Here is a 13,069-nt window from a genome sequence, read left to right as displayed (position 1 = left end):
CTCAACGCAGAGCGGCCCGTCCCCCATTCGGGGACGGGCCGCTTCTGCATACGGGATCAGACCAGGTCGAAGCGATCGAGCTCGGTGACCTTGCCCCATGCCTTGACGAAGTCGCGGACGAACTTCTCGTGGGCGTCATCCGAGGCGTAAACCTCGGCGAGCGCGCGCAGTTCGGAGTTCGAGCCGAACACCAGGTCAGAGCGAGTGCCGATCCCGACCTTCTCGCCGGAACCGTCCTTCGTCCCCAGGAACGCGTGCGAACCCGGGTCGAGCGGCTTCCACGTGGTGCCGAGGTCGAGAAGGTTCACGAAGAAGTCGTTCGTGAGCGCGCCCGGGCGTTCCGTGAATACCCCAAGCTCAGAACCGTCGTAGTTGGTTCCGAGCACGCGGAGGCCACCAACGAGGACCGTGAGCTCGGGTGCGCTGAGCGTGAGCAGGTTCGCACGGTCCAGCAGCAGGTATTCGGCCGGAAGCTCAGCGAGCGGGCCGTAGTAGTTGCGGAAGCCGTCAGCCGCGGGCTCCATGTACCGGAACGAGTCGGCGTCGGTCTGCTCGGCAGACGCGTCGGTACGACCCGGGTGGAACGTGACGCTCGCCTGCACTCCCGCATCTGCCGCCGCCTTCTCGACACCGGCGTTGCCCGCGAGCACGATGAGGTCGGCGAGCGAGACGCGCTTGCCGTCCGTGCGGCCCTCGTTGAACGAGGACTGCACACCCTCGAGCACGTCGAGCACCTTGGCGAGCTGGGTCGGGTTGTTGACTTCCCAATCCTTCTGGGGTGCGAGGCGAATGCGCGCACCGTTCACGCCACCGCGCTTGTCGCTGCCGCGGAAAGTTGATGCTGCCGCCCAGGTCGTAGCGACGAGTTCGCTGACGCTCAGGCCCGACTCGAGGATCTGCGCCTTGAGGTGCTCGGCATTCGCGTCGTCGATCAGCACGTGATCCACAGCGGGCACCGGGTCCTGCCAGATGAGCTCTTCGGCGGGGATCTCGGCGCCGAGATAGCGCGCCTTCGGACCCATGTCACGGTGCGTCAACTTGAACCAAGCACGAGCGAAGGCGTCGGCGAAGGCCGCGGGGTCTTCGCTGAACTTCTTCGAGATCGGTCCGTAGATCGGGTCCACGCGCAGCGCGAGGTCAGTGGTGAGCATGCGGGGCTCACGGCGACCGTCCGAGTGGGCGAGGGGAACCATGTCGGCGCCGCCGCCGTTGATCGGACGCCACTGGTGAGCCCCTGCCGGGCTCTGGAAGAGCTCCCACTCGTACGCGAACAGGATGTGGAAGAACTCGTTGTCCCAGCGGGTCGGGTGGTAGGTCCATGTGACCTCGAGGCCCGACGTGATCGTGTCGTCGCCCTTTCCGGTGCCGTACGCGTTCTTCCAGCCGAGGCCCTGCTCCTCGAGGCTGGCTGCCTCGGGGTTGTCGCCGACGTTGGTGTCGGGAGCAGCACCGTGGGTCTTGCCGAAGGTGTGTCCGCCGGCGATGAGCGCGACCGTCTCTTCGTCGTTCATGGCCATGCGACCGAACGTCTCGCGGATGTCGTGTGCCGCGAGCAGCGGGTCGGGGTTACCCTCGGGACCCTCGGGGTTGACGTAGATAAGGCCCATGTGGGTGGCACCCAGGGGTCCGCGGAGCTTGCGGTCAGGACCGGTGAAGCGCTGGTCGCTGCCCATCCACTCCGTCTCGGCACCCCAGTACACGTCGTCGTCCGGCTCCCAGACGTCGGGGCGACCACCGGCGAAGCCGAAGGTCTCGAAGCCCATCGACTCCAGCGCGACGTTGCCCGCGAGGATCATGAGGTCAGCCCATGACAGCGACTGGCCGTACTTCTTCTTCACCGGCCACAGCAGGCGACGAGCCTTGTCGAGGTTGACGTTGTCGGGCCAGCTGTTCAACGGAGCGAAACGCTGCTGACCAGCTCCACCGCCACCGCGGCCGTCGGTGATGCGGTAGGTGCCGGCGGCGTGCCATGCCATGCGAATGGCCAGGGGTCCGTAGTGACCGAAGTCGGCGGGCCACCAGTCCTGCGAGGTGGTGAGGGCGTGCTCGATGTCGGCCTTGACGGCGGCAAGGTCCAGCGCCTCGAAAGCCGCCTTGTAGTCGAAGTCCTCACCGAGGGGGTTCGAGACGGCGGGGTTCTTGGCGAGGATCTTGAGGTTCAGCTGGTTCGGCCACCACACGCGGTTGGCAGAGCCGGACGTGGGGTGCGGCTGTGCGTTGTGCACGACCGGGCAACCACCGGCAGCCTGCGGCTCGTCGGTGACCAGGACGTCCTGTTCGACCTCGGTCTCGCCGCCGATGCCGGTGACGGTCTCATCGTGATCAGTCATGGGTGTTTCCTTCCAGGAAATGGTCGGTGGAATGGGAGTGGGATTGTCAGTGAGTGGATGCTTCGGCACACGCCGGGCAGAGGCCCCAGTACGTGACCTCGGCAGTCTGCAGGGTGAACCCGCGCGCGTCGGACGGAGTCAGACACGGCGCGCTACCGTGTGCGCAGTCGACGTCTTCGATCGCGCCGCAAGAGGTGCACACCAGGTGGTGATGGTTATCGCCCACGCGTCGCTCGAACAGACCGGGGTGCCCGGCCGGCTCGATGCGCTGCACGAGACCCGCCTCGACGAAATCGGCCAGCGCGTTGTAGACCGACTGAAGACTCGTCTGCGGAACGCTGCGCAGCACGCTCTGGTACAGCGCATCGGCAGTGGCATGCGGCGAGGCCTCGAGCGCCGCGAGAACGGCACGGCGCGAATCGGTGACGCGGAGCCCCGACGCGCGAATTGCCTCTGCCGAATCGGCGGCAAGGGCTGGGGAATGCATGCCTACAGTCTAGCGGTCTTTTGAGTGAACCAAAAGAGGATCACCCCGCAACGAGCGTGGGCGTGCCCGCTTCGTACTCGGTGAGGTCGCCGGTCTCGCCTCGTCGCGCTGCGCGGCCGCCGACGACGACCATGTACATCACGAACAGCACCAGCGCCGACGATCCGATGCCGATCTTCACCGGCCACGGCCACGGCTGTGCCGTGACGAAGCCCTCGATGAGACCCGCGACTCCGAGGGCAAGCACCAACCCGATCGCGATCGTGGCGAGAGACCGCCCGGCCGCCGCGAGCGATTCGCCACGCGACTGCCGCCCCGGCGCGACCCAGGCCCAGAAGATGTGGAGTCCGGCTGCCCCCGCCACAAAGATGCAGGTGAGCTCGAGCAGGCCGTGCGGCAGGATGAACAGCACGAACACATCCGCGCGACCGAACTCGATCATGACTGCGGCCGCCGTGCCGACACCGACCGCATTCTGGATCAGCACCATGAGCGGCCAAATCCCGGTGATGCCGAAGAGCACGCACTGTGCGGCGATCCACGCGTTGTTCGTCCACACAGTCCCGGCGAACACCGCTGCGGGGTTCTCGCTGTAGTAGTTCGTGAACTCGTTCTCGGCGTAGTACTGCAGCTGCGCCCGAGACCCGAGGCTGGCGACGAGTGCAGGATCAGCCGATACCCAGAGCGCGACGGTCGTCCCGATGGCGATGAAGGCGATCGCAATGACCAGCGTGGTCCAGCGGACCCGATACAGTGCGGCCGGGAGTTGCAGAGCGAAGAACCGCGGGATGTGTCGCAGGACGTTCTCGGGGGCGCCGGTGAACGCCAGACGGGCTCGCGCCAGAATCGTCGACACATGATCGCCCTGAGGGGTACGACCCGCCGAGGTCTTGAGGTCGGCGAGATCCGCCGAAGCCGCCCGGTAGCGAGTGACCAGCTCGTCGACCTCGGCTCCGCTCGGCCTGCGGAGCCGGCTGAGGGCATCCAGCCTCGCCCACTCCTCGCGGCGAGCGGCAGTAAGCGCATCGAGATCCATTTGGTTTACTGTACCCATGCCCGACTCCGCCGCTCTCGCGATCGTCGTCCATCAGGATGAGGTGCTCACCGGTGAAGCGGTCGCGCTCGACGTACAGCCGGTCGGCTACTTCCTGCGGGCACTCGGAGCGCTGATTGACATCGTGCTCGGCATCCTGATCTTCGTTCTCTTCATCTGGGCCATTTCGTGGCTCTATGGCATCAGCCTGTTCGACGGATCGATTCTGCCGATCATCACGATCTCGCTGCTGGTGCTGATCACCGTCGTGATCCCGACCTCCGTCGAAACGATCACCCGCGGGCGCAGCCTTGGTAAGCTCGCCGTCGGCGGACGCATCGTCCGCTCGGACGGCGGTGCCTCAGGCTTTCGCCAGGCCTTCATCCGGGCGCTCGTCGGCGTGTTCGAGCTGTGGTTCACCCTCGGTGCTGTCGCAGCGATCGTGGGGGCGTTCACGCCCCGCTCGCAGCGGCTCGGTGATCTGTTGGCCGGCACGTACTCCGAGCGAACTCGCACTCCGCAGCTACCCGAGTACGCCCCCGGCGTGCCGCCTCCCCTGCTGGCGTGGTCACAGACGGCCGATGTGGCGCGGCTTCCCGATCGCCTTGCGCGACGGATCGCGCAGTTCACCCATCAATCCGCAGCGATGCAGCCGGACGCCCGCGCACGGATCGCGGCATCTCTCACGAACGAAGCCGCGGCGTTCGTCTCACCCATGCCCGTGGCGACCCCGGAGATGACCCTGTACGCGATCGCCGCCGTGCGGCGCGAGCGCGAGCTTCGAGGCATCCTTCTGGAGAACCAGCGTGTCGCGTCGCTTGCCACGGCGGGAGCGGACGCCCCGCGCGGATTCCCGCAGCGCTAGCGAAGCAACACCTTCGCCGCGTGTCAGTAGCGGTAGTGGTCGAGCTTGTAGGGGCCAGCGATCGGCACGCCGATGTACGCGGCCTGTTCGGCGGTGAGGGTCGTCAGCTCGACGCCGAGCGCCGCCAGGTGCAGGCGGGCCACCTTCTCGTCCAGAGTCTTCGGAAGGGTGTAGACCCCGATCGGGTACTCGTCGGTCTTGGTGAACAGCTCGATCTGAGCGAGCACCTGGTTGGTGAACGACGCACTCATGACGAAGGACGGATGCCCCGTCGCGTTTCCGAGGTTCATCAGGCGTCCCTCGCTGAGCACGAGAACACTGCGACCCGTGGGCAGACGCCACTCGTGCACCTGCGGCTTGATCTCGATCTTCTCGGCCCCGGCGACCGCTTCCAGGCCTGCGATGTCGATCTCGTCGTCGAAGTGACCGACGTTGGCGACGATCGCGAGGTGCTTGAGCCCGAGCAGGTGCTCCGGAGTGACAACTCGAGTGTTCCCCGTGCCGGTGATGAGGATGTCGATCTGGCCGAGCACTGACTCGAGAGTCGTGACCTGGAATCCGTCCATCGCCGCCTGCAGCGCGCAGATCGGGTCGATCTCACCGACGATGACCCGCGCACCTTGGCCGCGAAGTGCCTCAGCCGCACCCTTGCCGACGTCGCCGTAGCCGACCACGAAGACCACCTTGCCGCCGATCAGGACGTCAGTGGCACGGTTCAGTCCGTCCGGAAGTGAATGGCGGATGCCATACGTGTTGTCGAACTTCGACTTGGTGACCGAGTCGTTCACGTTGATCGCGGGGAAGAGCAGGCGCCCTGCGGCACCGAGTTCGTAGAGGCGATGGACGCCCGTGGTCGTCTCTTCGGTCACCCCGATGATGTCTTTCGCCATGCGGGTGAAGCGCTGCGGGTCGCGATCGAAGCTTGCCCGGAGTGTCTCGAGCACAATGCGGTACTCACCCGAGTCGGCGTCAGTGGCGGCCGGCACCGCGCCGGCTGCCTCGAACTCCACACCCTTGTGTACGAGGAGGGTGGCATCTCCCCCGTCGTCGAGGATCAGGTTCGGCCCGTCGAAGCCCTCTGCCGACCAGTCGAAGATACGGTCCGCCAGGGCCCAATACTCCTCGAGGGTCTCCCCCTTGAAGGCAAACACCGGCACACCTGCGGGCTCATCGACGCTGCCGTGAGGCCCCACGACGACGGCGGCCGCCGCCTCATCCTGCGTCGAGAAGATGTTGCAGCTGGCCCACCGGACCTGCGCACCGAGCGCCGTGAGCGTTTCGATGAGCACTGCGGTTTGCACGGTCATGTGCAACGAGCCCGCGATCCGCGCTCCGCGCAGGGGCTGGGTGGGTCCGAATTCCTCACGAAGAGCCATCAGTCCGGGCATCTCGTTCTCGGCAAGGCGCAGCTGGTGTCGGCCGGCTGTGGCGAGCGAGAGGTCGGCGACGACGTATTCGAACGCGGGGGCGGATGCCGAGGGTTCGGTCGTTATGGCCTGGTCGTTGAGAGCGTCTGCGGTGAGAGAGTCTGCGGAGGGCATGCCGTCATTGTTTCATGCGGACGCCCGGCGGGGTTCGGACTCAGACGCGCAACGTCTCGTGACGGACGACGACCCAGCCCTTCGGGACGGAGAGTCGTTCGGTGTGGATTGCGCAGAGGTCGTGGGCGTGCGGATCACCGGTCGCGCCGAGCGGACCCACGACGGCCATCTGGTCGGGGTAGTCGTACGTCAATGTCGACACGGCCTCGCGGGCACAGGCGACCTTGGAACACAATCTCTCGCGCATTGCCCCGACGTTAGTCTCGGCGGCCCCGAGCGGTGGGATGCCGCGCCGACCACCGCCTCAAACCTCCGGGCCCGGAACTCCTAGGATGGTCGCATGGCGTGGCGGCGGAGCACCTCGAGCGCGGGCAGCGCGAAGCGCCGTCCGTCTCGTCACGGACGTCACGGCCGCGAAGAACGCAGCCCCGTAGTGCGACCCCCGCTGCGTCCGTTGGATACCCGGATGGATCGCTTCGACCTTTCGGTCGGCACCGCGGCGGAATTCCTCCGCTCGGCATGGCCGGAGTTGCGAGAAGTGAGCTTCGAAGTCGCCGATATGCCCGCCGCGAGCGATGACGACGGAATCCCGCGCTGGGCGGTCTTCTCCGACCAGAAGCGGATCGTGCTCTTCCGGTTGCCGATCGAGCGCCTGAGCCATCTGCACCGCGACGACGAGTTGCATCGCCGCATGATGATCGAGGGTTGCGTGTTCCGTGCCGCGGCCGAGTACCTCGACCGAGATCCCTGGGATCTCGGTCCCGAACGGTTCCGCTACTTCTGATCCGCTACGGGTAGATGGTGACGTCAGAGGCCGCAGCATCCGCCGGCCACAACGGGAACCCCGCGATGCCGAACGCGTCGGAGAACGCCAGTGCGGCACGCACCGGCGATCCGCCGGCATCGATCGTGTAGATCTCGCCCGCCCTCACCTGGACCGCCGCGCTCGCCCCGGACGGCACCTCTACGGTGATGGCTGCCGCCGCCCCGGTCGGGGTTATCGACACCGTTGCCGCAATATCGCCCGGGTTGACGAGGGTCAATTGCGGAGTGGGGCCTGAAGGCACAGCGAACAGGCTCGGAACCTCGATGAGCGGCGCGGCTGTGTACCAGGCGAAGTCGTCGCCTTCCCCGAAACCAGTGGTCTGCCAGACGGATGCTGCGACCGGCGCGCTCGCATCGACTTCGACGACATACAGACCCACCGGCAACCCGCCGAGGTCGACCTCGGTGGGAATACCTGCGGTGAGCGGAACCGAGGTGGGCGGGAGCGCAGGCTCGCGACTTCCCACGGTACGGACGGTGACCGTTGCGCTGGCGTCCGCCTCGGGCGACAGCATCCGCAGAACCGTCGTCGCGTTGGATGCGCCTTCTTCACCCGGAGCCGCCGTGACCTGAACACCCGGGATGGTTTGGATGAGTTCGGTGGCGCGCTCGGCACCGAACTGATCGACGCCGCCCGTCAGGAGCGTGCGAGTGAGGCTGGATTGCAGTGCGGCCTGGATCGGCGCGCCCTCGGCGCTCACATGGATGACCGGACTCGCCTCGCCCAGTGCGAGGCCGGCCAGCGGCACGATCCGCTGCGATCCCCCGGCGACGACGAGGTCGGATCCGCCCGCGGGGTTCTGCGCACCCGTCGCGCCGTACACGGTCAACTGCACAGTCGAGGCCACGGTACCGGGGTTTGAGAGGATGACGTAGTCGGCGGCTCCGGTTGCAGCCGATCCACCGACGAGCCAGGACTCCAAGAGCGGGGGGCGGCACGCGGATGCGGTGAACCCGGCGATATCTTCCGCGGCCACGGTCGCCGCTCCCGACGCCGCCACGTCCGTGCGTGCATCATTGAAAGGCGGCGCGGTGAACGCGAGCGCACCCTCGCCCGCACCGAGCTCCTCGGCAACGAGCACCTGTGGGTTCGGATCGGGCACACCGATCGGAACTCCGGCGGTCACCGTCTGCGAGGCGACCGTGGCGAGTTGGCCGGGGCGTGCGAGGTCTCGTCCCTGAGTCACGAGGCCACCGACGCACGAGATCACCGACGCAGCCGGGGCTGGCGTTGTCGTCACCTGAGCAGGTTGCCGCGTGAGTGTTGGCCACGGAGTTGCCGTGGCTGCCACCACTCCGGCGACCGCCGTCAGGGCGACGAGCGCGCCCGCGAGCGTACGCGTCCGCGTCGAACTCCAGCGGGACTTCTGATGATCGCTCATCGGTCCTCCTGCCAGTGCGGTCCGACGACGCGCGGTGTGCGCCGAGCCTCACGACGAGTCGCGGCGGTCGGAATCGCCAGAAGCAGGGCGATCGCGGTGATCGCGATGTATGTTGCGCTGATGATGCCCGCAACAGCGGTGGCTGATATCGGCGTAGAGGGCCGATCGGCGGCAGGTGTCGCCACGCGCCAGAGCACGCCCTTCGCGGTCGAGCCGACAGCATCCATTCCGTCGCGTTGATCAATGGCCGCCTCCGCACTCAGGCGCAGCATTCGGGCCTCATCGGACTCGGGCGCAATCGACGGCGCAAGCAGCACGAAGCCCACTCCTCGGAGTGCGATCTCCTGCACGATATCGTCTGCGGCGCCAGTGATGAGGCCCGCGGCGAATCCCGCGACGAGTTCGTCCGCATCGGTCGGCTCGGTGCGGGTCGCCACGACGGTGGACTGGGCGCCGAGCGTCTCGCTACCGCCCCACACGACTCGGGCCGATACCCCACCGGCGTTCTGCGGCGTCAGCACCAGAGTTCCGACATCCGGGTTGTCGGCACCCTGCGCCGCCACATAGGCCGGGAGGGTGCTCTCCGGTCCGTTCTGAAGAAGAGCTGTTCCCCGGAACATCGCGGTGAGCGAGGGAACGGAGAGCACGAGGAGCGCGAGGATGATGATGGTGGTCACGCTCCCCCGGATCACGGCGAAGCGTGGCGCTATGCCGACGTCCAGGGTGGCGAGAGCCGCGCCGAGAATTCCGAGCCACGCGAGGCTGAGACCGCCCCCCGGCCACAGCGGCACAGGAAGGGACTGCGCAAAGGCCACCGAGACGCCGACCGCAGCGAATGCGGTGCCGAGCCCGAGTGCGGCGACGCCGAGGAGCAGAACTCCGGCAGCCCACCGCCGAGTCAACGGCGCCGCGAGGGCGACGAGGGCAAGAGGCGCGGCCAGCAGCGGCACCCACCACAGCGGCACACCGCTGAGCATGCTCGCCCATCCGGCCATGTCCGGCGTCGGCAACCCGAAGGCGAGGAGCGCCCGGCCCTGCTCGTCGGCGGCGACCTGAGCGCCAGTCCATGTGACGCCGGGGTCCGCCAGCATCCACCAAGCGTCGCCCGATTCAACCGAGCGCCAGACGAAGGGTGCGGCGAGGGCCAGCGAGGGGAGAATGAGCCAGATCATTCGCATCAGGGCGCGCCGTACCAGGATGGCCGCAAGGATCGTCGCCGCCAGCCACACCACCACCAGCGCGGGTGCGAGCGACGGTGCGCACGCCACGACCGCGGCGAGCAGAAGGGATGCTGCGCCCGCCCCGGTCCATGATCGATGGGCGACCGACCCGGCGAAGAAAAGCCAAGGCAAGAGCAGGTGCGCGATGAGCGCCGCTGGACGCCCGTCCGTGAGCGCAGAGAGGAAGGAGGGCGCGAGCGCCCAGACTGCGCCGCCCATGAGGCGCAAGATGGGGCGCTCCGTCACTCGTGTCGCGGCGTACCACCCACCGAGCGCCGCGAGTGGGAGCGCGAGGATCCACAGGACTGCCAACGGACGCGATGGCTCGAGCGGCCACAACGAGCCGAGCCCCGCGACGAGAAGCGCAAACGGATCCGCCGGCCCGATGGTGTCGAGTCCCAGGGCGCGCGTGCCGTAGGCCGTGTCTGCCCAGAGTTGACCCACGTTCGTCCGCAAAGGCTGCAGACCTCCGCCGCCGAGGATCGTCCACGCCAGGAGCGAGGGGAACGCCGCGACCGACGCGACGAGTGCCACCAGGACGAGCCACACCCCTCCCCCGGAGAAGAATGCGCCCTCGGTGCGAAGTCCCGCTCCGTGGTCGACGGGGTCGTCGTCCAATCGCTCTCGCAGCTCGGCTCGGCTGACTCGGAGCGGGGCGAGGCGACTCCATGACGCGTTCCGGCTACGCCTGATGCGTTGGCGTGAGCGAGCGATCGCGACCGGACGCAGGCCGGCGACCAACGCTGCCGCCCATTCCGGACCGATCCGCGCCGGTTCCTTCCGGAAAAGGTCCAACACGCTACGCCAAACCGCGAGCGGCAGGATCGCCAGCCACAGCAGCGGCACCGCCCACGGCTGCGCGTACGCCAGTCGTCGGTGGAGCTGCGCAACCCGTTCGCCATACGCCGCACGGCGACGCCGGTGAGCGGTTGTCGGCGCAGGAAGCCCCGCCGCCCCGTCGCCCGACACCGAGACCACCGCCGTCGGCACGAGGGCGACGCGGAATCCTGCCAAGCGCGCTCGCACGCCGAGATCGAGTCCTTCGTCGGCTCCGGCGAGCGCGGGGTCCAGCCCGCCGAGCGACCTCCAGGTCTCCGTTCTGACCAGGATGGCGCGCACGTCCGCGCCCAGAACATCCTCGATGCCGTCGTGCTGGCCCTGATCGAGGTCGCCTGCCGCGCGATCCACCGCGCGACCGAGCCCGGTCATCGACATTCCCAGCGACACGATCGAGGAGCGGTCAGAGGCTCGCACGAGCTTGGGTGCGACGAACGCCACCAGAGGAGAGAGTTCGAGACTTCCCGTCAAACGAGCGAGCGCGTCGCGCTCGGGTGCGGTGTCCTGCGCCAGCAGCCAGAGCGCATCATCCTGGGTTTCAGATGTGGCCGCGGCAACCGCGGAGGCATAGCTGGTGGACGACGGCAATCGCAGGACACTCACGTCATGCTGTGCCTCGATGACCTCGTCGACGAGAAGGTCGGCACCGCACAGCACGATGGTCGTCGAATCCGTGGGTCGCGTTTGCCCCGCGAGCGCGGCTAGGGTCCGCCGCAGATGATGCGCGGCGGGTGTGCGCCCGTCAGGACGCACGACGAGGACAGCGTGGACTCGGGCGGGCATGACGTGGTCAGCCTAGGCGGGCTCCTCGCCCACCCGTCGTCATACGCGCCGGGTCTGCAGGATCGGCCGTCGCGGCGTCAGCCGGCGCGACGCTTCAGCTTGCGACGTTCGCGCTCGCTGAGACCGCCCCAGATGCCGAAACGTTCGTCGTTCTGGAGTGCGTACTCGAGGCAGCGGTCCCGCACGTCGCATGTCGTGCAGACGCGCTTGGCATCGCGGGTCGAGCCGCCCTTTTCTGGGAAGAACGCTTCTGGGTCGGTCTGGGCACACAGCGCGTCGCTCTGCCAGCTCAGCGGATTGCCCTCGTCGACCTCGACCTGGCGACGCACACCCGGTACGCCGAGGTTCACAGGATCGACGAACCAATTTTCGGGAACTCCTGATCGGTACTGAGAGCCCGTCATGTGTTCCTCCCCCCGTTGTCCCCCGGCACGCGGTCCGCGTGTAGAAGTAATTACACCCGTGTAGTTCGCTCTGGTCAAGTCGCAGATACTAAAGCCTCAGGTGCCCCTTTAACCTTTACGACGCGCCGACGGCGTGTCGCGCTCTGATAACGGCCAGACGAGCCCTCGGGGAGGAGGCACTCACTGGCCCGGAGTGGCGAGGAAGACCACGCCTTCACCCTCGACGAGCAACTCTTGTTCGTCCTGCGTGACGAGAACGGCCGTTCCGGGCGCGAGCGTGTGTCGCGCCCCGCTCCTGGCGCCCACGATGGTGGGCGAACCCTCCGTCGCCACCGCGATCGCGATGCCGGCGACCGGAAGGGTCGCGGACGCACCTTCTGCCGAATGGGCGACGAGCAGGGCGAAGTCGTCGACCGGCACCGTGTACCGGCTGACACCGGCACTGACCGGCGAGCCAACCACGATCGGGGGCACACCTGTTTCAGGAGTGAGCACGACCAGCAGCTCATCGACATCGATGTGCTTGGGCGTCAGTCCCCCGCGCAACACGTTGTCGCTGGCCGCCATAAGCTCCACGCCCAGGCCCGAGAGGTAGGCATGAAGCACCCCGGCCGGCAGAAAGAGGCCATCCCCCTTCCGCAGGGTGAGGAAGTTCATCAGCAGCGCCACGACAATGCCGGCATCGCCGGGATACTCGGCGTCGATCGAGCACGCGAGCTCGAGTTCCGCCGCGAACTCGGCCGATTCGGCGGTGCGGGCAGCGTCGATGATCGCCGCGACGTCGGCGGCAGCATCCGACGACAAGAGCCAGGCGATCGCCGCCACCGGTGAGTCATCCGCTCCACGCAACCGCACTGCGAGTCCGTCCGCCGCGGGTCCGATCGCCGCGAGCAGTCGCAGCGACGCGTCGAGCGGTCGGAGCCCCGCGAGCGCCAGGAAGCGATCGCTCACCGCAACGATCAGCTCGGGCTTGTGATTCGCATCCCGGTAGGTGCGGTCGGGAGCATCCACGGGGATGCCCGCGGCCTCCTCACGCGCGAACCCGATCGCGGCCTGTGTGAGCGACGGGTGCGCTTGGATCGAGAGGGGGGATGCTGCGGCGAGGAGCTTCAGCAGGTACGGCAGCCGCTGCGGGGCCTGAGCGCCTGCGGGAGGATCGCTCAGCCACTGGTCCAGCGTGCGCCCGTCCGCCGTGCGCGCTGGGCTGCCCAAGTGATCGCCGAACCACACTTCTGCCTCTCGCACTTCGGTGGGCTCACGGCCTTCGAGGTCGGCGAGCAGCGTCGTGGAGCCCCAGGCATAGTCGCGGGGAGTGTTCGAAAGAGGAACAAGCATCTCCCCAGCCTAGACAGCGCGCGGGGT

The 13,069-nt window shown here is 67.6% G+C and carries 11 protein-coding genes; 2 read left to right on the top strand and 9 right to left on the bottom strand.

Features of this window, described 5'->3' with window-relative positions; translation table 11 throughout:
- Positions 1 to 56 precede the first annotated feature (56 nt).
- From katG to LG299_RS15600, 3 genes are read right to left on the bottom strand one after another with little or no spacing between them, the layout of a single operon-like run.
- Positions 57 to 2,330, bottom strand: coding sequence for a catalase/peroxidase HPI (gene katG / locus LG299_RS15610; RefSeq protein ID WP_404431865.1), 2,274 nt, complete (start codon positions 2,328 to 2,330; stop codon positions 57 to 59).
- Positions 2,331 to 2,376: 46 nt separating this feature from the next.
- Positions 2,377 to 2,817 (bottom strand): Fur family transcriptional regulator, encoded by a 441-nt coding sequence (locus tag LG299_RS15605; RefSeq protein ID WP_404431863.1) that lies wholly within the window; start codon positions 2,815 to 2,817, stop codon positions 2,377 to 2,379.
- Positions 2,818 to 2,857: 40 nt separating this feature from the next.
- Positions 2,858 to 3,853 (bottom strand): stage II sporulation protein M, encoded by a 996-nt coding sequence (locus tag LG299_RS15600; protein ID WP_404431861.1) that lies wholly within the window; start codon positions 3,851 to 3,853, stop codon positions 2,858 to 2,860.
- Positions 3,854 to 3,869: 16 nt separating this feature from the next.
- Between LG299_RS15600 and LG299_RS15595 the strand changes: the two genes are divergently transcribed.
- On the top strand, positions 3,870 to 4,715 hold the full coding sequence (locus LG299_RS15595) for an RDD family protein (RefSeq protein WP_404431859.1): 846 nt from the start codon (positions 3,870 to 3,872) through the stop codon (positions 4,713 to 4,715).
- A 23-nt stretch (positions 4,716 to 4,738) separates the two neighbouring features.
- Here the strand turns inward: LG299_RS15595 and ahcY are convergent, their stop codons facing one another.
- Together ahcY and LG299_RS15585 are read right to left on the bottom strand one after the other, a co-directional pair.
- Positions 4,739 to 6,256, bottom strand: a complete 1,518-nt coding sequence (gene ahcY / locus LG299_RS15590) for an adenosylhomocysteinase (protein WP_404431857.1) — start codon at positions 6,254 to 6,256, stop codon at positions 4,739 to 4,741.
- 40 nt (positions 6,257 to 6,296) lie between these two features.
- Positions 6,297 to 6,503 carry a DUF3499 family protein gene (locus tag LG299_RS15585; protein ID WP_404431855.1) on the bottom strand — a complete coding sequence of 69 codons (207 nt, stop codon included), beginning with the start codon at positions 6,501 to 6,503 and terminating at the stop codon, positions 6,297 to 6,299.
- A gap of 93 nt (positions 6,504 to 6,596) precedes the next feature.
- On the opposite strand from LG299_RS15585, the gene LG299_RS15580 reads away from it, so the two are divergent.
- Positions 6,597 to 7,040 carry a metallopeptidase family protein gene (locus LG299_RS15580; protein WP_404431853.1) on the top strand — a complete coding sequence of 148 codons (444 nt, stop codon included), beginning with the start codon at positions 6,597 to 6,599 and terminating at the stop codon, positions 7,038 to 7,040.
- Between the two features lie 4 nt (positions 7,041 to 7,044).
- Here LG299_RS15580 and LG299_RS15575 read toward each other — a convergent pair whose 3' ends face one another.
- From LG299_RS15575 to manA, 4 genes are all read right to left on the bottom strand, one after another.
- Positions 7,045 to 8,463: a DUF5719 family protein gene (locus tag LG299_RS15575; RefSeq protein ID WP_404431851.1), complete on the bottom strand. Its 1,419-nt coding sequence runs from the start codon at positions 8,461 to 8,463 to the stop codon at positions 7,045 to 7,047.
- The gene (locus LG299_RS15570) at positions 8,460 to 11,303 is read right to left on the bottom strand and encodes a glycosyltransferase (RefSeq protein ID WP_404431849.1); all 2,844 of its coding nucleotides are present in this window, start codon (positions 11,301 to 11,303) and stop codon (positions 8,460 to 8,462) included. The genes LG299_RS15575 and LG299_RS15570 overlap by 4 nt, the downstream gene beginning before the upstream one ends.
- 77 nt (positions 11,304 to 11,380) lie before the next feature.
- A complete protein-coding gene (locus LG299_RS15565) occupies positions 11,381 to 11,707 on the bottom strand; it encodes a WhiB family transcriptional regulator (protein WP_404431847.1) in 327 nt (108 codons plus the stop codon).
- 180 nt (positions 11,708 to 11,887) lie between these two features.
- Positions 11,888 to 13,042 (bottom strand): mannose-6-phosphate isomerase, class I, encoded by a 1,155-nt coding sequence (gene manA / locus LG299_RS15560; RefSeq protein ID WP_404431845.1) that lies wholly within the window; start codon positions 13,040 to 13,042, stop codon positions 11,888 to 11,890.
- Positions 13,043 to 13,069 lie beyond the last annotated feature (27 nt).

It is taken from the genome of Microbacterium lacus (genome assembly GCF_044794305.1).
In the GTDB taxonomy this organism is placed as follows: domain Bacteria; phylum Actinomycetota; class Actinomycetes; order Actinomycetales; family Microbacteriaceae; genus Microbacterium; species Microbacterium lacus_B.
The sequence above is the reverse complement of the archived record's forward strand: the minus strand, read 5'-3'. Positions and strand labels throughout refer to the sequence as shown.

Excerpts from the sequence above, each read along its gene's own strand:
- LG299_RS15600 (WP_404431861.1), bottom strand. The coding sequence starts at position 3,853 with ATGGATCTCGATGCGCTTACTGCCGCTCGCCGCGAGGAGTGGGCGAGG.
- manA (WP_404431845.1), bottom strand. The coding sequence starts at position 13,042 with ATGCTTGTTCCTCTTTCGAACACTCCCCGCGACTATGCCTGGGGCTCC.
- ahcY (WP_404431857.1), bottom strand. The coding sequence starts at position 6,256 with ATGCCCTCCGCAGACTCTCTCACCGCAGACGCTCTCAACGACCAGGCC.
- LG299_RS15585 (WP_404431855.1), bottom strand. The coding sequence starts at position 6,503 with ATGCGCGAGAGATTGTGTTCCAAGGTCGCCTGTGCCCGCGAGGCCGTG.
- LG299_RS15570 (WP_404431849.1), bottom strand. The coding sequence starts at position 11,303 with ATGCCCGCCCGAGTCCACGCTGTCCTCGTCGTGCGTCCTGACGGGCGC.
- katG (WP_404431865.1), bottom strand. The coding sequence starts at position 2,330 with ATGACTGATCACGATGAGACCGTCACCGGCATCGGCGGCGAGACCGAG.
- LG299_RS15580 (WP_404431853.1), top strand. The coding sequence starts at position 6,597 with ATGGCGTGGCGGCGGAGCACCTCGAGCGCGGGCAGCGCGAAGCGCCGT.
- LG299_RS15575 (WP_404431851.1), bottom strand. The coding sequence starts at position 8,463 with ATGAGCGATCATCAGAAGTCCCGCTGGAGTTCGACGCGGACGCGTACG.
- LG299_RS15595 (WP_404431859.1), top strand. The coding sequence starts at position 3,870 with ATGCCCGACTCCGCCGCTCTCGCGATCGTCGTCCATCAGGATGAGGTG.
- LG299_RS15605 (WP_404431863.1), bottom strand. The coding sequence starts at position 2,817 with ATGCATTCCCCAGCCCTTGCCGCCGATTCGGCAGAGGCAATTCGCGCG.
- LG299_RS15565 (WP_404431847.1), bottom strand. The coding sequence starts at position 11,707 with ATGACGGGCTCTCAGTACCGATCAGGAGTTCCCGAAAATTGGTTCGTC.